This is a genomic window from Aminobacter sp. MET-1, assembly GCF_026521175.1.
GTDB lineage: Bacteria > Pseudomonadota > Alphaproteobacteria > Rhizobiales > Rhizobiaceae > Aminobacter.
The window spans coordinates 63,919-81,064 of sequence record NZ_JAMSHL010000003.1 but is presented as its reverse complement, the minus strand read 5'-3'; the positions used below and the strand labels follow the sequence as shown (position 1 = coordinate 81,064).

At 61.8% G+C, this 17,146-nt stretch carries 18 protein-coding genes; 17 read left to right on the top strand and 1 reads right to left on the bottom strand.

Annotated features, from left to right (window positions below; translation table 11 throughout):
• Nucleotides 1-137 precede the first annotated feature (137 nt).
• On the top strand, nucleotides 138-608 hold the full coding sequence (locus tag NDO48_RS05345) for a metallophosphoesterase family protein (RefSeq protein ID WP_267321008.1): 471 nt from the start codon (nucleotides 138-140) through the stop codon (nucleotides 606-608).
• Between the two features lie 124 nt (nucleotides 609-732).
• On the opposite strand, the gene NDO48_RS05340 is transcribed toward NDO48_RS05345, so the two are convergent.
• Complete coding sequence (locus NDO48_RS05340; RefSeq protein ID WP_267321007.1) at nucleotides 733-1,374, bottom strand: dihydrofolate reductase family protein; 642 nt, start codon at nucleotides 1,372-1,374, stop codon at nucleotides 733-735.
• Nucleotides 1,375-1,505: 131 nt separating this feature from the next.
• On the opposite strand from NDO48_RS05340, the gene NDO48_RS05335 reads away from it, so the two are divergent.
• The 16 genes from NDO48_RS05335 (at nucleotide 1,506) to NDO48_RS05260 (ending at nucleotide 17,136) form a co-directional block, all read left to right on the top strand.
• Nucleotides 1,506-1,838 (top strand): ArsR/SmtB family transcription factor, encoded by a 333-nt coding sequence (locus NDO48_RS05335; protein WP_267321006.1) that lies wholly within the window; start codon nucleotides 1,506-1,508, stop codon nucleotides 1,836-1,838.
• Nucleotides 1,839-2,327: an SRPBCC family protein gene (locus NDO48_RS05330; RefSeq protein WP_267321005.1), complete on the top strand. Its 489-nt coding sequence runs from the start codon at nucleotides 1,839-1,841 to the stop codon at nucleotides 2,325-2,327.
• Between the two features lie 60 nt (nucleotides 2,328-2,387).
• Nucleotides 2,388-3,446 carry an aminopeptidase gene (locus tag NDO48_RS05325; RefSeq protein ID WP_267321004.1) on the top strand — a complete coding sequence of 353 codons (1,059 nt, stop codon included), beginning with the start codon at nucleotides 2,388-2,390 and terminating at the stop codon, nucleotides 3,444-3,446.
• A gap of 489 nt (nucleotides 3,447-3,935) precedes the next feature.
• Nucleotides 3,936-5,129, top strand: coding sequence for an ABC-three component system protein (locus NDO48_RS05320; RefSeq protein WP_267321003.1), 1,194 nt, complete (start codon nucleotides 3,936-3,938; stop codon nucleotides 5,127-5,129).
• Nucleotides 5,126-5,614, top strand: a complete 489-nt coding sequence (locus NDO48_RS05315; protein ID WP_267321002.1) for a three component ABC system middle component — start codon at nucleotides 5,126-5,128, stop codon at nucleotides 5,612-5,614. Before NDO48_RS05320 ends, NDO48_RS05315 begins: the two co-directional genes overlap by 4 nt.
• Entirely contained in the window at nucleotides 5,611-7,557 is a 1,947-nt protein-coding gene (locus NDO48_RS05310) for a DUF3732 domain-containing protein (protein ID WP_267321001.1), read from the top strand. Before NDO48_RS05315 ends, NDO48_RS05310 begins: the two co-directional genes overlap by 4 nt.
• Nucleotides 7,558-8,082: 525 nt before the next feature.
• Nucleotides 8,083-9,234, top strand: coding sequence for a transporter substrate-binding domain-containing protein (locus NDO48_RS05305; protein ID WP_267321000.1), 1,152 nt, complete (start codon nucleotides 8,083-8,085; stop codon nucleotides 9,232-9,234).
• A gap of 13 nt (nucleotides 9,235-9,247) precedes the next feature.
• Nucleotides 9,248-9,856, top strand: coding sequence for an ANTAR domain-containing response regulator (locus tag NDO48_RS05300; protein WP_267320999.1), 609 nt, complete (start codon nucleotides 9,248-9,250; stop codon nucleotides 9,854-9,856).
• Between the two features lie 492 nt (nucleotides 9,857-10,348).
• Complete coding sequence (locus tag NDO48_RS05295) at nucleotides 10,349-11,596, top strand: transporter substrate-binding domain-containing protein (protein ID WP_267320998.1); 1,248 nt, start codon at nucleotides 10,349-10,351, stop codon at nucleotides 11,594-11,596.
• 71 nt (nucleotides 11,597-11,667) lie between these two features.
• The gene (gene urtB, locus NDO48_RS05290; protein WP_267320997.1) at nucleotides 11,668-12,558 is read left to right on the top strand and encodes an urea ABC transporter permease subunit UrtB; all 891 of its coding nucleotides are present in this window, start codon (nucleotides 11,668-11,670) and stop codon (nucleotides 12,556-12,558) included.
• 25 nt (nucleotides 12,559-12,583) lie between these two features.
• The gene (gene urtC / locus NDO48_RS05285; protein WP_267320996.1) at nucleotides 12,584-13,744 is read left to right on the top strand and encodes an urea ABC transporter permease subunit UrtC; all 1,161 of its coding nucleotides are present in this window, start codon (nucleotides 12,584-12,586) and stop codon (nucleotides 13,742-13,744) included.
• A gap of 2 nt (nucleotides 13,745-13,746) precedes the next feature.
• Nucleotides 13,747-14,535: an urea ABC transporter ATP-binding protein UrtD gene (urtD, locus tag NDO48_RS05280; protein WP_267320995.1), complete on the top strand. Its 789-nt coding sequence runs from the start codon at nucleotides 13,747-13,749 to the stop codon at nucleotides 14,533-14,535.
• On the top strand, nucleotides 14,528-15,223 hold the full coding sequence (urtE, locus tag NDO48_RS05275) for an urea ABC transporter ATP-binding subunit UrtE (protein WP_267320994.1): 696 nt from the start codon (nucleotides 14,528-14,530) through the stop codon (nucleotides 15,221-15,223). The genes urtD and urtE overlap by 8 nt, the downstream gene beginning before the upstream one ends.
• Nucleotides 15,224-15,294: 71 nt before the next feature.
• Nucleotides 15,295-15,747 carry an urease accessory protein UreE gene (ureE, locus tag NDO48_RS05270; protein WP_267320993.1) on the top strand — a complete coding sequence of 151 codons (453 nt, stop codon included), beginning with the start codon at nucleotides 15,295-15,297 and terminating at the stop codon, nucleotides 15,745-15,747.
• The gene (locus tag NDO48_RS05265) at nucleotides 15,744-16,427 is read left to right on the top strand and encodes an urease accessory protein UreF (protein WP_267320992.1); all 684 of its coding nucleotides are present in this window, start codon (nucleotides 15,744-15,746) and stop codon (nucleotides 16,425-16,427) included. Before ureE ends, NDO48_RS05265 begins: the two co-directional genes overlap by 4 nt.
• A gap of 13 nt (nucleotides 16,428-16,440) precedes the next feature.
• Nucleotides 16,441-17,136: an urease subunit beta gene (locus tag NDO48_RS05260; protein ID WP_267320991.1), complete on the top strand. Its 696-nt coding sequence runs from the start codon at nucleotides 16,441-16,443 to the stop codon at nucleotides 17,134-17,136.
• Nucleotides 17,137-17,146 lie beyond the last annotated feature (10 nt).

Here is a 17,146-nt window from a genome sequence, read left to right as displayed (position 1 = left end):
TTCGCTGCCACCTTCCTGAACGCCTTGCGGCCCAGGCTCAACAACCACCGGCACTTCCCGGAGGGGCCCAGGCGCAGACGAACGACGCCGAAGTCGGTTCTCGCCAGTGCCAGCGAGCGCTGATAGTTCTGGGCTCCATGAACACTCTCGGTGTGATCTCGGATACGCACGGCCTTCTGCGTGAGGATGCTGTCGCGCTTCTCCAGGGCGTCGACCACATCGTCCATGCGGGCGACATTGGAAACCCGGCCATTATCGAGAGATTGGAACGTGTTGCGCCCGTCTCGGCAATTCGCGGCAATGTCGATGTCGAGCCGTGGGCGTCCATGTTTGCAGACACCCTTCACGTGACGCTGTTCGGGCAGAAGATATTCGTGATCCACGACCGAAAGGACATGACGTTCGCGCCAGCCATGGTGGGCATCAATCTGGTGATCTCAGGTCATTCTCATCGTGCCAGTATCGAGAGCCGCGATGACGCTGTTTATCTCAATCCGGGCAGTGCCGGCCCGCGCAGGTTCAGGCTGCCCATCACCTTGGCAATGGTCCAGATCATCGACGGGCGATTGGTGCCCAAGATCTACGAGATCGCTTCAGATGGTCGCTGAAGCCGTCGGAATGTCTGAGAAGGGGGGCGGGAGCGGACTGGCGGCATCTGCGCCGACCATTCGCAATAGCCGACATATGGACGCCTGCGGGTCGTCCATGATCGTGCTGTTCACGCGCTGGCGGTCAGCGCCGGAATGTCAGGTGCATGACGCCGCTCTCCGCCGTTTCCGACGTCACCGTGTAGCCGGATTCCAGCCCACGCAGATCGTCCCACAGGCGGATGCCGCGTCCGAGCAAGATCGGGACGATGGCGACGTGGAGGCGGTCGACGAGCCCCGCCTTGAGGAACTCGCGAGCGGTGCTGGCGCCGCCGCCGACCCGCACGTCCTTGCCGCCCGCGACGGCAACGGCCTGCCGCAGCGCCTCGGCCGGCGTCGTCTCGATGAAGTGGAAAGTCGTGCCGCCGGCCATTTCGATTGAGGGCCGCTTTTTGTGGGTCAGCACGAAGACCGGGCAGTGGAACGGCGGCTCGTCACCCCACCAGCCCTTCCAGTTCGGATCATCGGGGAAATTGTGCAACCCGAACATGCCGGCGCCCATGATCTCCGCACCGATATTGTCGAAATACGCGTGGGCATACTGGTCGTCGATGCCGGTCGTGCCTTGACCGCTGGTGTCCTTGAACAGGCGCTCGCGGAAAGTCCTTGTCGCGACATAGGCGCCGACAAGGCGCATCCAATCCTCGCCCATCGGCTGCTCGGGCGTCTGATCCGTCGTTGTCGCGAAACCGTCGAGTGAGATGTTGAGATCGACACGAACTGCCACGGGGCCTCCTTGCGTGCGGTTGCCCGGTGAGGGCTCAATACTAAGGCATGTACCTTTATGTCGAAACGCAAACACTAAGGCAAGTGCCTTTTTGTCGTTGACCGGCGGCTCCGGCCATCTTACGCATACACATGCCTCACCATTCGACCCCTCTCGACCTCGCCTTTCACGCGCTCAGCGATCCGACCCGCCGCGCGGTGGTGTCGCGACTGGCCGAGGGCGAAGTGCCGGTCAGCATCCTGGCCGAACCGTTCGACATGGCGCTGCCCTCCTTCGCCCAGCATCTCCGGGTGCTGGAGGAGTGCGGGCTGATCGCCAGCGAAAAGCGCGGGCGCAGCCGCTGGTGCCGACTGGTGAAGGCGCGCTTCGACGAGGCGGCGAACTGGATGGAAGCGGAGCGCCGGAACTGGGCCATGCGGCTGGAGCGGCTGGAAGTCTACCTGGACACGGCGGACGAGGGATGAATGAAAGACGTGGCAAGCCCGCTTGAGAGTTGGTCGCTCGATCGAGAGATCGTGCTGGTCAAGCTGCTGAACCATCCGCGCAGCAAGGTGTTTGCCGCCTGGATGAGGCCTGAGGCGCTCGCCCAATGGTTTGGCCCAACCGCGCTCAAGATCGAGAGCCACGAAGCCGATATCCGCGAAGGCGGGATTTGGCGTTTCGACATGGTTGGCACGTTCGAGGGCAAGGAACAGCGCTTCCCCAATCTCATGCGCTTTCTGGAGATCGTGCCGAACGAGCGGATCGTGATGGATCATGGCACGCCCGACCCTGACGACCCCAACCGGTTTCGCGTAACGGTGACCTTCGACGAACAGGCCGACGGCAAGACGGTTCTGACCATGCGCCAGCTCCACCCCAGCCGCGAACGGCGTCAGGTGGTCATCGACTTCGGCGCGGTGGAATACGGACTGCAGACGCTGGACGGGCTCGCCGCCTGGCTGGAAGGGTGAGCCATTGGCGACCCTGATGGGCGACATTCATTGAGGCGACGAGCAAATGGCGGATGGACTGTGAAGCGCGTTTTTCGTTTGCTTGCCGCGGTCATGGTGGGTTCCGCAGTGACCGGCTGCACAAGCATTTCCTACTACGCCCAGTCGCTGGAAGGTCATGTGAAAATCATGGCTGCACGCGAGAATGTTGCAAAGCTGATCCATGATCCTGCGACGCCCGAGCCGCTGCGCGCCAAATTGACGTCAGCAAGCGCCATAAGGCGCTTTGCAACGGACGAATTGGCACTGCCCGAGAACAACAGTTACCGCAGCTATGTCGACATTGGTCGGGAGGCTGTGACCTGGGCGGTTTTTGCCGCGCCGCAATACTCCCTGACACCACGAACGTGGTGTTTTCCCGTTTTCGGCTGCGTTCCGTACCGTGGTTATTTTGATCGGAAATCCGCAGCTGAAAACGCCGACGAACTTCATAGAGCGGGGATGGACGTCTACCTTACGGACGTCACCGCATATTCGACCCTTGGCTGGTCCAGTGACCCGCTGCTCAGCACCATGCTGCGTCAGGACAACACGTATCTGGCAAGCCTTGTTTTTCACGAGCTGGCGCATCAGCGCGTCTATGTGAACGACGACTCTGCGTTCAATGAAGCCTTCGCGGTCGCCGTCGAAACCGCTGGCGTGAGGAAATGGCTGCGCGCCGTCGGCGATCTCGCCGGACTGCGCCGCTACGAAGCCGACCGCGAACGCAGGGCCGACTTCCTTGGGCTTCTGGCGAAAACGCGAGACGAATTGCAGCGGGTTTACGAACCCTCCCGCCCCCCGGAGCAAATGGCGGCTGCGAAAGCAGCCACCATCGAAAAGCTGCGGATACGATATCGGCACATGCGAGACAGACGCTGGGCGGGATACAGGGGATACGACGCCTGGTTCGATGCGCCGATCAACAATGCGAAACTTGCCGCGACTGCTGTCTACGGTGAACAGGTTCCGGCATTTCTTCGATTGTTCGACTTGTGCTCGGGCGATTATCCAAGGTTCTACGCTTCTGTCCGACGCATCGGGGATTTGCCCAGATCTTCTCGCGCCGAAGCGCTTGAAGCTGCGAAGACGTGCGATTGATCCGGGCGAGTGCAGCGCCCTGGCTTTGCGCTGCTCGGCGTCTGATTAGGGGCCGTGTCCGGACTGTCAGGTGCTGGCCGACATTAGCAAAAAGCTGTCGTTCTGCAGCCGAGCACCAAAAGAAAATCCGATGAATGAGCTCCAGCAAGATAACCATCGGCAACTGCACGCTTTATCATGGCGACTGCTTGAATGTGCTGCCCAGCTTGCCCACCGCTGACCAGGTGACTAGGGGAAATACAATATCCGTCGCAACTCGCCCACCCGCAAAGGCCCGGCCTACCTCGGTCGGGTCGCGGCGTTGAGCTGCAGACGATTCCCCGAGCGCCAAGGTGCCTGTAATGGTCAAACGCCAAATATGTTGGCTAGCGCGTCCCGTCGCTCCGGCATTGATATTCCAGCCACCGCCATACATTATGGCTCATGACGTCGCTGGGGGGATACGTTGTCGGAGCAGTTTTGCTGGCAGTATAGTGCTGCTAATTCATTATGACCGGTAGCGCTTCAGTTTTCTCGGCCGCCGAGCCGGGACTCGGTTATGTTTTTCAAGCCAGATACGCTTTGTTGCGAATGTTTGACTTGCCGGAGGACGGCGAAGTCTACATTGAGCGCAACGACGATGTCGAGTTCGTGCAGACAGACGGCACCATCACACTGGCATCGCTGAAGCACAAAGCAGTAGGCGATCGCCTGACTGACCTATCGGTCGATTTCTGGAAATCGGTCAGAATCTGGGTTGCCCACTACAAGAGTTCAGGACGAGTCAGCTCGTCTGCGCAATTCATCCTCTTCACCACCGCCAGTGTCTCCTCCGGCTCATTTATTGAACTCTTCATCGGCTCCGGTGGGTCGGCAGAGGGGCGGGCGAGCAAGGCAGGGGAGGCTCTCGCCAGCAGTACGTCGCAGGAAATTGCCAAGGTGAAAGCCGATCTGGCTGATCTGAGCGAAACAGAAGCGCAGGACTTCTACTCCCGGATCACCATCTCGGCCCAAACCTCTCGCATCGACGACATCCCGCATTTGATCGACCAACGGCTCCGCACCACGAGAAGGGAAGATCGGACCGCGCTATTCAATCGGCTCGAAGGCTGGTGGACCGATCTCGTTATCCGCGTCCTGACCGGAAAAGCTGGTCCCGCAATCAAGGTTCAGGACGTCAGCGACAAGCTCGCCTTGCTCAGCGATCAGTTCAAAGCCGACAATCTGCCCATCGACTTCCGCGGAAAGAAGCCCGAAGACATTGATGTTGCAAAGGACTCGCGGATGTTCGTCGCCCAGCTTCGGGCTCTAAAGCTGTCCGAGCAGCGCATCCAGCATGCTATTATCGACTACTACCGTGCCTATGAGCAAAGGTCCCTTTGGGCCCGTGAGCGATTGGTCATCGCCAGTGACCTGGAAGACTACGAGGATTTGCTGATCGAGGAATGGGATCGGCACAAGGCCGTGCTGTGCGAGAAGCTCAGCGACGCCAGTCACGATGACGCCTGCATCGCCGCGGGCGAAGCGCTCTATCGCTGGGCGTTGGAAAATACCGGCCATCTGCGTATCCGCGAACGTGTCACCGAGCCTTATGTCGTGCGGGGCGCCTTTCAAATCTTGGCCAATGACCGGCCGTCACCCCGGGTCCACTGGCATCCGCGCTTCCTTGAAAACCTCGCCGGCATTTTGGGAACAGCGGCATGAAGGATTGGGGCACCAGACCGATCGAGGTTCGAAACCTCTACAACCCAGCGTTTTGTGGGCTGGTCCTCTATCGGGCGCTGGTGGGATTCCAGGAGGCTGATGCAAGGGGAATGCCCTTTTCGATGTCGCTATTGGTCCTGCCACTGGCGCTGCAGCGCCATTCCCGTGAAGTGATCCAGCGTGGCAACCGGAACTATCTGCTGCGCGTGGTCGCAGATCATCCCGAACTTCAGGTCGGCTTCCCGCAACGATGCACAGAGATGCTGCCCTTTACGCTTGAAGCGCTAGGAGTGCTGCATAGCGTCGGCACCTTGAGCGTGTCCGAAGACGGAAGACTGACCACGCGTCCGGATGGTGTCAGGAAGACTGTAAGCGGCACTGACGAGTCCAAACAAGCCCAGCGCGTCGCGACCTTCATCGGCAAGGAATTCGCCAGCATCGGTCGCAGCAGCACCATTTACGCAACGATGGGGATACGTCCGTGAAGATCAAGTCGCTTCATATTTACAGCGACGATGCTCGCCGGCGTGACGTCGAGTTCCACGATGGGCTCAACATCCTGACCGGCCAATCGTCTACCGGCAAGTCTGCCCTATCGGAAATCATCGAATTCTGCATGGGCCGATCCTCGTTCAATATCCCGGAGGGCGTAATCCGGGATAAAGTACGGTGGTACGCGGTGATCTATCGCTTTGCCGGTGAAGAGGTTCTCATCGCCAAACCTGCTCCCGGCCCCGGTGCGCAATCGTCGAGCGCGGTCATGGTCTGGCGTGCTGCCGAAGTGAACGCGCCTGCTTTCGACGAGCTCATCGTAAATGACAACGACGATGGCGTCGTTGCGCTTCTCTCGTCGCTTCTCGGGATTCCCGAGAACACCACCGATGTTCCCATTGAGAGCAGCCGCGAGAGTTACGACGCAAACATCAAGCACACCCTTTATTACCTGTTTCAAAAACAGACCATCGTCGCGAATAAGGACCAACTTTTCTATCGCCAGAACGAAGACCACCAGACTCAGACTATCAAGGACACACTGCCAATCCTTCTCGGGGTTTCGGGGCGCGACAAATTCACACTGCAAAGCAAATTGCGTACGGCGAACCGCGACCTGCGTCTCAACGCTAAGCTTGTGACGCAGGCGCAAGATGCCATCGACAATTCCGAGCAGCGCGCGATTGGTTTGCTTTCCGAGGCCCGTGCGGTCGGTATATCGATCCGGGCAGAGAGTGGCGTCGACGTCGTTGATCTGTTGCGGCAGGCCTTGGAATGGCGGCCGCAGTCAGTGCCCGACGAGGACGGAGAACGGGTATCGATCATTGAAAGCGAGCTATCGGACATACGGGAGCGCCGGCGCGAGGCCCAGAGGCAGATCGAAAGCGCCCAGCTCTTTGCCCGGCAAGCAAGTGGCTTCGAGGGAGAAATAGTCGAGCAACGCGATCGTCTCGCTTCGATAAAAGCCCTGCCCTTCAATAAGGCCACCGGTGACTGGCAATGGCCTTTCGCCCCCGCAAACCTTGCACTCGAAACCCCAATCGCTGCGGCAATGTTGGCCGAACTCGACAATCTCGATCGGGAACTGGAAGCGGTGACCGGCGAGCGGCCGGCCCTCGAGGCCTATCTGTTGGCGCAGCAAAACGATGTCGCTAGGCTCTCCGAGCAGATCCGCGGCAAGGAGCTCGAGCTGTCTTCGGCAATCGCCAGCAATGAAGCGATTGCGGAGATGGGCAGCCGGAACAATGCCGCTGCCCGTGTCGTGGGGCGCATCAGCCTGTTTCTCGAGAACCTTGCGACCGATGAGGAGCTCAATCGCCTGCTGACCGAGCAGCGCCGATTGAAAGCGGTCATCGCCGACCTCGAGGGACGTCTGGGGGCTGATGACAGCGAGTCGCGTCTCGTTGCCACGCTCTCCAATATCGCCATGCATATGTCGTCTTACATCAAGGATCTGAACGGCGAGTTCGCCGAGTTCCCCGCGAGGCTGGACCTGCACAATCTGACGGTGGTGATCGATCGACCTGGCAGGCCCGTCTACATGTACAAGTCAGGCGGCGGCGCCAGCCATCTAGCATACCATCTTGCCGCCCTGCTGTCGCTGCACCGGTTCGCCGCCGACTATGCGCAGCCGCTCCCCCGCTTCTTGGTCATCGACCAACCTACACAGGTCTATTTCCCGTCTGAAAGTGCCTATAAAGCAGCCGGCGGCTCGATTGATCAAACTGAGTTGCAGGATGCAGACCTCACCGCAGTGCGCCGACTATTTGAGGTGCTCCACAGATATGCGACGCACGACGTGCCAGGTTTTCAATTGATCGTAACCGAGCATGCAAATCTTCGGGACGATTGGTTCCAAGCCGCTTTGGTCGAGGACCCATGGACCAAACCGCCCGCACTGGTCCCTGACGATTGGCCCGATATGCCCCTTGCTTAGCACGGTAATGTCTGAGAACTGGCTGGCGTTCTTGAGGTAATGTCCGCGACCCTCCTCAAAGTAGTTGATTTGCCTGGAAAAGTGAGTGTCCGCTTTAGGGGACCGCGCCGAAAGGCGTACACGACCGAAATGGGGGCGCGAAGCGGCCGTTCGCGGCAGACGCCATTGCTGAACGAGACGTCTGCGCAAGCGCCCAGCGACAGGGCGGCGGCGAACAGGCGATGCCGGTGCTCGCTTCACGTCAGTCCTCGAGCGGCCGGCAATAGGGGGCATGACTTGGGCTGCGCGATGCCACAGGGCAGGGCTGCAACGAACTGACAGTCGATGCGCTCGGGCCATGGCACGCGACATCGCAGCTTCACTTGCCCGGCTGGACCACGGCGTTGCCTTTCGCGAGCTGTCGGGATATCTCTATGAGCCTGGAAACAGTGGCGTTTCCCAAATCTCCCAAAACATAGTCCGCCCGGCTCGCGCCGATGACCGGGAGGTATTTTATCGACCTGCTCAATAGGTGGCTTGTAGCGCATGGCGAATGACTGGCGGATTGGCGTCCTGTTTTCCAGCAGCGGAGTGACCGCTGCGGCCGAGATGGCCGAGGCGAACGCGACGCGCCTTGCGATCGAGGAGATCAACGCGGCCGGCGGCGTTCGCGGGCGCCCGATCAGCGCGGTGTTCTACGATCCGGAATGTTCGGCCAAGAAGTACCAGGAGCTTGCCGTTCGCCTTCTCGCCGAAGACAACATCAAGATCATCTTCGGATGCTACATGTCGTCGGCCAGAAAAGCCGTGATGCCGGAAATCGAGGCCTATCGCGGCATGCTGTTTTACCCGACCTTCTATGAAGGCTTCGAATATTCGACGCGCTGCTTCTATACGGGGTCGTCGTCGAACCAGAACGCGGTTCAGCTGGCGCGCTACCTGATCGAGAACTACGGCATGCGTTTCCTGCTGGTCGGCTCGAACTACGTCTTCCCTTACGAATACAACCGCGTCGTCATGGACCTAGTCACCCGGGCCAAGGGCACCATTCTCGACGAGCTTTATGTGCCCGTCGATCCGGTGCGCACCGATTTCAACCGCGTCATCAAGCAGATCGGCAAGCTCAAGCCCGACATCGTGGTGTCCACTGTCGTGGGCACCGGCGCGGTCATGCTCTACGAAGCCTACAAGGACGCCGGCTTCGACGTGGCCACCATGCCGATTGCCAGCCTGACGACCACCGAGGCCGAGGTCGCCGAGATGGCGCCCGATATCGCAGCCGGTCACCTGACCTCGGCGTCGTTTTTCGAAACACTCGACACGCCGCAGGCGCGCCGGTTCGTTTCGGCCTACAAAAAACGCTTCGGCGCCGATGCGCCGGTCACGGCGGGTGCGGAGGCCGCCTATTTCCAGCTCCATCTCTATGCCAGGGCGCTGGAACTGGCCGGCACCGACGAGCCCGAGGCGCTGGCCAAACATCTGGCCGGGCTGGAGTTCGACGCGCCGCAAGGGCGCATACGTATCGACCCCGACAACCACCACACCGAGCTGTGGTCACGCATCGGGCGGGTCAACGACGAAGGCAAGTTCGACATCATCTGGCAGTCCGAGACGAGGGTCAGGCCGGATCCCTATTTCGTCACGGCATCGTTCGATGATTGGATGAACAAACCTCATCAGCTGAAACGCAAGGCTTAGCGGATCGTTTTCGGTGGCAACCAGCATTCTCCAGGATCTGAAGGGCTTGCGTGTCCAAGTCATCCACCCGCCGGACCAGGCGGGCCTGGCCCTGGTCGAGCACCTCAGGCGCATCGGCTGCAGTTGCGAGACGACCTGGCCCTTGCCCGATGCGATCAACCCGTCGGCGGTGGTGGTGCTGGTTTCGATCGAGCAGGAAAACCGCGACAAGATCCTGAGCCTGTTTCGGCCGGTCGAGCCGTCGGATCCGGCCCTGGTGGCCGTCGTGACCTACGAGGACCCGAGCACGCTGCAGGTGGTGCTGGAGTGCGGTGCGCTTGCGGTCATCGAACGGCCGATACGCCCGTTCGGCCTGCTGACCAACCTGACCATCGCACGCGCCCTGTGGCTCGAGCGGCAGAACGCCAGCAAGCGTATCCGCAAGCTGGAGCGCAAGCTCGCCGGCAACAACCGCATCCTGCGTGCGAAGAATATTCTGATGGAAACGCAAGGGCTTAGCGAGCAGGACGCGTATGAGAACATCCGCCGGCAAGCGATGGCGAAACGCGTGCCGATGGATGATCTGGCAAGCGCCATCATCAACGCGCATGAGCTCTTGACGTTCAAGGACATGCGTGACTAATATGAATAATAATTGACGCCGGGTGAACCTCGGATGTCGATGCGGTGCGAGACAATGTGGTCTGCACCGAGTGGCTATGTAGCCCGCACGCTCCTCGTCGGAGCTGGCGGGTTTTTTTGTTTTTCGGCTTCCGACAAGGCCGTTGGCAGCCGTTGGTTCAATCTGCAGCATTTTTCCGACGCTCATGTGTCAGCGCGTGCGAACGCGTGCGCGGCATCGTTTTGTCCGGCGCCTGGAGGCATGCTGCCCCGCTTGTGAAAGGTTTTTTCTTCTTATTTCCGCGATGCGGAATGAAACCTGCAAATAATATTGGCGACCATGCATTTGATGAAATGCATGCTTTGGTATCTATATTGCAACTATACTTTGATTATAGAAAATAAAATAATAAAAATATTGACTATTAGGTATTTCTAATAAAGCGTGCCGACGGCCGCGAATGGGGCGGCTTCACAAAAAATCAAACGCACAAAGATGCGAACAGGAGGACCTATGAAGAACCATGATCGGCGTACGTTTCTGAAAGCATCGGGTCTCGCGGCCATTGGGCTCGCCGCGCCTTCGATCCTGCGCCTCGGCGACAAGGCCTGGGCAGCAGACGAGATCCCCGTCGGCATCATGTATTCGCTGACCGGCACCACCGCCATCGTCGAGAAGTCGATGAACCAATGCGCCCAGATGGCGATCGACGAAATCAACGCCAAGGGCGGGGTGCTTGGCCGCAAGCTGCGCGCCATCATCGAAGATCCGGCCTCCGAGCCGCGCATCTACAGTGAAAAGGCCCGCAAGCTCACCATCGAGGACCAGGTTCCCGTGATCTTCGGCTGCTACACCACCGCCAGCCGCAAGGCGGTGCTGCCGGTGGTCGAGCGGCGCAAGGGCCTGCTCGTCTGGCCGACATGGTATGAAGGCGAGGAGTGCTCCAAAAACGTGCTTTATGCCGGCTCGGCGGTGCCCAACCAGCAGCTGGAAAATTCGCTGCCGTGGCTGCACAAGAGCCTGGGCAAGAACAAGGTGTTCATCGTCGGCTCCGACTATGCCTTCCCGCGCGGCATGGCCAAGACGTCGAAGACGATCTGCGAAAAGATCGGCATGCAGGTGGTGGGCGACGAATATCTGCCGCTCGGTCACACCGAATGGGCGTCGATGGTCTCCAAGATCGGCTCGAGCGGCGCCGACGTGATCTTTTCCAACGTGGTCGGCGACTCGATCGTCGCCTTCTACCGGGAGCTGCGCAACCAGGGCTACGACTTCGACAAGCTGCCCTTGTGTTCCTCGACGACGACTGAGGTCGAGATCAAGGCGATGGGCCCCGAATATGCGCTCGGCAGCTACGTGTCGCTGCCCTATTTCCAGACCGTCGACACGCCCCAGAACAAGGTGTTCGTCGAAGCGTTCAAGGCCTATGCCGGCCCTGATGCCGTGACCCACGCGGCGATGGAGGCGGTCTATATCGGCGTCAACATGTGGGCGATGGCCGCCGAAAAGGCGGGCGAGCTGGCGCCCGATGCGATCGTGAAAAGTGTTGGCGGGCTCTCTTTCGACGCACCGCAGGGCAAGGTCACCATCGACCCCGACAATCTGCACAGCTACCTGACGCCGCGCATCGGCAAGACCCGCGCCGACGGCCTGCTCGACATCGTCGACCAATATGCCGAGCCGCTGGTGCCGCTGCCTTATTCCAGCGTCGGCGAGACCGCCGACAAGCGCGTGTGCACCACGAGCGGCGCAACGCTCTAGCCCCTGATCGCCAGCTGTGCCGGCGCGGCTCCGCGCCGGCACGCTCACCGACCAACGCGGATGGAAGCGGCATGGAAACCTTTGTCATCGGCCTGAGCATCGCCTCGATCTTGTTCATGGTCGCCCTTGGCCTGGCGATCATCTACGGCACCATGAACGTCATCAATCTCGCCCATGGCGAGATGGTGATGATCGGCGCCTACACCACGGTGCTGGCGACCAAGCATCTCGGCTTCAACATCTATCTGTGCCTGCCGCTGGCGTTTGTGGTGACGGCGACATTCGGGCTGATCATTGAGCGCACCGTCGTGCGCAGGCTTTATGGCCGCCTGCTCGACACGTTGCTGGCGACATGGGGCATTGCGCTCATCCTGCAGCAGCTGATCCGCATCCATTTCGGGCTCGGCCTGTTCGGCGTCGAGATCGACGGCCTGGGCTCCGACCTGCAGAACGTCCCGGTTCCGGCCGAACTGCAGCAGGCCATTCAGCTGTTCGGCGCCAATATCCCTGTCTACAGGGCGTTCGTCTTCGTCACCGCGCTGGCGCTGGGCGCCATCACCTGGGCTGTGATGTACAGGACGCGCTTCGGCAGCCAGCTGCGCGCCGTTTCGGTGGCCCGCAACACCGCGGCTGCCTGCGGCATCAATGACAAGCGCGTCAACATGCTGGCCTTCGCTTATGGCTCCGGCCTCGCCGGCATCGCCGGTGTCCTGGTGTCGGGCTTCAAGACCGTGTCGCCCGACATGGGCACGCCCTATGTCGTCGACGCCTTCCTGGTGGTCGTCGCCGGCGGCGTCGGCCATCTGCTCGGCACCTTCGCCTCGGCAGGCATTCTCGGCGAGGTCCAGAGCTTCGTCGCCACCTGGGCAAACGACGTCTACGGACGGACCGTCCTGTTTGCCGTCGTGATCTTCATTCTCCTGTTCAAGCCTCAGGGCCTCTTTGTCACCAAGAGCCGCTGAGCTTGGCTGCAACATGGACGAGCGCATGACTTACCGCACCGCTTCCATCATCGCCTACATCGCCTTCTTCGCCGTTGTGCTTGTGCTTCCGCTGGTGCTCAACAGCTTCTGGACCAACCGCGTCGCGATCTATCTGGTCTATTCGATCTGCGCGATCGGCATCAGCATGTCGTGGGGTTATGCCGGCATCCTCAGCCTGGGGCAGGGCCTGTTCTTCGGCATGGGCGCCTACATGCTGGCGATGTCGCTGACCCTTGCGGTGCCGGAAAACAATCCGGTGCCGCAGCTGATGCTGCTCAACATGGAGCCGAACGCGGTTCGCGACCTGTGCTGCGTCACCACCGGCTCGTTCCTGTGGATCCCGTTCCGGTCGGTCGCCGTCGGCATGATCGCGGGCATCGTCGTGCCCTGCGTGCTCGCCGCCGGCATCGGCTATGTCATGTTCAAGCGGCGCACGACTGGCGTCTATGTCAGCATCATCACGCTGGCCTTTGCGCTGATCGGGCAATTGCTCATCATCAACAACCAGCCGCTGACGGGCGGCTTCAACGGCCTGGCCGACCTCGCACTGCTGGAGATCGGCGGCTTCGAATTCGACCCCTATGGACCGAGCGCCTATTATGCGGTTGCGCTGACGCTGATCGCCGTCATGCTTCTGGCGCGTTACATGCTGACGGGGCGGATCGGCCAGGTGCTCAAGGCCATTCGCGAAGACGAGGCGCGGGCGCGTTATCTCGGTTACGACGTCGAAAACTACAAGCTCTTCATCTTCTGCGTCTCGGCCGGCGTCGCTGGCCTGGCGGGCATGCTGTTCACGCTCACCTCGGAATTCGCCACGCCGTCGCTGATGGCGACGTCGCTCAGCATCTCGATGGTGATCTGGGCGGCGACCGGCGGCCGCGCCTCGCTGCTCGGCGCCTGCATCGGCGCGCTGATCGTCAATTTCGTCGGCTCGCTGGCCAGCGAAAGCGCAACGTTCCAGCCGGTGTGGCCGATCATCCTGGGGCTGCTGTTCGTCGTGGTGGTGCTGTTCATGCCGAACGGCATCGCCGGGATCTTCAAGACGTTCATCGACCGCAGCGGCAACCCCGAACGGCTGAGCGGGCCCAGGCCCTCCGGACGGGCGGAACGCCTGGACAAGGCCGAGCGTCCCAGCAAGGCCGAACTGACGGCAAGGGAGGCATGACGATGAACGCCATCCAGGCATCCTTCAAGGCGGTGCCGGCTGCACCGATCCTGCAGACGCGAAAGCTGACGGTGCGGTTCGACGAGTTCCCGGCCGTGCGCGATGTCGACCTTACGATCGCCGATGGCGAGCTCAGGGTGATCATCGGCGCCAACGGCGCCGGCAAGTCGACTTTGCTCGACCTTCTGTGCGGCAAGACGCTGCCATCAGAAGGCGAGATCTGGCTGCGCGACCGCAACATCACGGGCATCGGCGAAGCGGCCATCGCCCGCAGCGGCGTCGGCCGCAAATTCCAGACGCCGACTGTGTTCAAGGACATGACCGTGCTGGAAAACCTGCAGGTCGCCAGCAATCGCCGCGTCCGCGTCTTCGAAAACCTGTTCGAGCGGGTGAAGCGGGGGCCGAGCGACAGGGAGGTCGAAGTTGCCGAGCGCACCGGGCTTCTCGGCCAGATGAAGCGCAAGGCCTCGGAACTGTCGCATGGCCAGCTGCAATGGCTGGAACTGGCGATGGTGCTGAGCCAGGAGCCCAAGATCATCCTTCTCGACGAGCCCGCCGCCGGCATGACCGCGGCCGAAACCGACAAGACAGCCGAGCTTCTGCTCGACCTCGCCGGCGGCCACACGGTGCTGGTGATCGAGCACGACATGAGCTTCGTGCGCCGCATCTGCCGCACCATCACCGTGATGCACCAGGGCGCGGTGCTTGCCGAGGGCACCGCCGAGGAGATCGAACGCAACCCCGCAGTGATCGAGGCCTATCTTGGATCGGCGACGCTCAGCCATGCTTAAGTTCAAAGACCTCAACGTGTTCTACGGAACCAGCCACATCATCCACGATCTCAACCTCGAGATCCGCAAGGGCGAGGTGTTCTGCATCATGGGCCGCAACGGCGTCGGCAAGACGACGCTGCTGCGCAGCCTGCTCGGCATCGGCGTGCAGTCCAAAGGCGCCATCGAGTTCGAAGGCACCGACATCAGCGCCGACCTGACCTACCAGCGGGCGCGGCGCGGCATCGGCTACGTGCCGCAAGGCCGCGAGATCGTGCCCGGGCTCAGCGTGCTCGACAACATCCTGCTCGGCTGCAATGCACGCGCCGACGGCCAGAGCGCGGTGCCGCCGCTGGTGTGGACGCTGTTTCCCTTCCTCAAGGATCACCTCAGCCGGCGCGGCACCAACCTGTCGGGCGGACAGCAGCAGCAACTGGCGATTGCGCGTGCGCTCGCCACCGACCCGAGCATCCTGGTTCTCGACGAGCCGACCGAGGGCATCCAGCCCAACATCGTCGAGCACATCGAAGAGGCGATCGTGTCGCTCAACCGCGACCATGGCCTGACCATCATCCTCGTCGAGCAGAAGATACGCTTTGCCCGCAGTGCTGCGCATCGTTTCGCCATTCTCGAAAAGGGTCAGATCGCGGCGGCCGGCGACACCGCTGAACTGAGCAACGAGCTGATCCACAAACATATGGGCTTGTAGCGCCGCCGCGCGCAGGCCTGCCGCATATCCGATCACGCCCACCAGGGGTTCAGTGCAGAAAGGTTGTTGAGATGCTGCGAGTTGAAACCGTTCTTGGCAGCCGGGGCGATCCGGCCATGCATGAGGCGATCCACCACCTCGAACACCACCATGCGGTGGAATTCGTGACGGTTGCGGTCGGCGATCTCGACCGGCGTCGGCTGATGGCGCGCACCGACAAGGGCGAGGAGGTGGCGATCACCTTGCCGCGCGACCAGAAGCTGCATGACGGGGCGGTGCTGGTGCTTGACCAGCATCGCGCGGTGATCGTGCGTGCCGGCGAGCAGCGCTGGCTGAGGTTCTCCCCGCGTTCGGCCAGCGATGCGCTGGAGCTCGGCTATCACGCCGGCAACCTGCACTGGCGGGTGCGTTTCGACGGCGAGGATCTTCTGGTGGCGCAGGACGGCCCGGCCTCGGCCTATGCGGCGCGCATCGACACGCTCGTCTCGGGTGGCCGCGTCGAGATGACCGAGGAGGCCGAATGAGCCTTTCGCCGACACATCTGCTGATTGCCCTGCAGCATGCCGACGGCCAGTTTCCCTCGGGCGGCTTTGCCTTCTCGCAAGGGCTCGAGGCGTCGTCTTCGCTTGCCGGCAAGCTCGGCCCCTTCGATTTCGCCGATTTCGTTGCGACCCAGATCCGCCATCGCTGGGCCGATGCCGACCGCGTCGCTTTGGTGCGTGCCCACAGGCTTGCAGGCGATCTCGACGGGCTTGCCGAGCTCGACCGCGAGGTCGAGGCATCGACCTTCGTCGAGGGGCTGCGGTCGGGCTCGCGCCGCAACGGCATGGCGCTTCTGACCACCCACGGGCGGTTGGGAACGAAAGGGGCCAGCGCCTGTCGCGACATGGTCCGCAAGGGCGACGCCTGCGGCCATCTCGCTGTCGTCCAGGGCCTCGTGTGGCAGGCACTCGACCTTGACGAGGCGACCGCCGTTGCCATCGGCGGCTACCAGATGGTCGCCTCGCTGGCGACGGCTGCGGTGCGGCTTGGCCTGATCGGCGCCATCGATGCGCAGGCCGCGACGGCACGGGCGCTGCCTGTGATCGAAGCCGCGGCCTGCCGGGCGGTCGCCGACGACGAAGCGCTGCGGTCGTTCACGCCGCTCTGCGAGATCGCGGTCGCCCTGCACGGCGCTTCCGGCCAGCGCCTGTTTTCCAATTGACGAGGAGCACGCGATGCTGCTGACCCCGACCGAACTTGAACGCTTGACGATCTACACGGCAGCCGAACTGGCGCGCAAACGCAGGGCCAAGGGGCTGTTGCTCAACTATCCCGAAGCGGTTGCCATCATCTCCGACGAGATCCTCGAAGGCGCCAGAGAAGGGCGCTCGGTCGCCGAGATGATGTCGATCGGCTCCGCCATCCTGACCCAGGCCGAGGTCATGCCCGGCGTGGCGGCGATGTTGCCGATGCTGCAGATCGAAGCGACGTTCCGCGACGGCACCAAGCTGGTCACCGTGCATGAGCCGTTGCGCCCGGCCGCCGGTGCCGTAGCCGACGATCTAGAGCCGGGCGCTATCATCACCGAAGAGGGCGAGATCGAGCTCAATGCCGGCCGCCGCAAGTCGACGCTCAAGGTCGTCAACACCGGCGACCGGCCGGTGCAGATCGGCAGCCACTATCATTTCTTCGAGGTCAACAAGGCGCTCGACTTCGACCGCGCCGCGGCCTTCGGCATGCGCCTCGACATTGCCGCCGGCACGGCGGTGCGTTTCGAACCGGGGCAGGAGAAGGACGTGGTGCTCACCACCTTTGGCGGGCAGCAGCTGATGTCCGGCCTCAATGGCCTGTCGAACGGCTCGGCCGACGATGCGGCGGTCAAGGCCGCTGCCCTTGATAACGCCCGCGCCCGCGGCTTCCGCGGCGCCTGAGGGGAGGAAC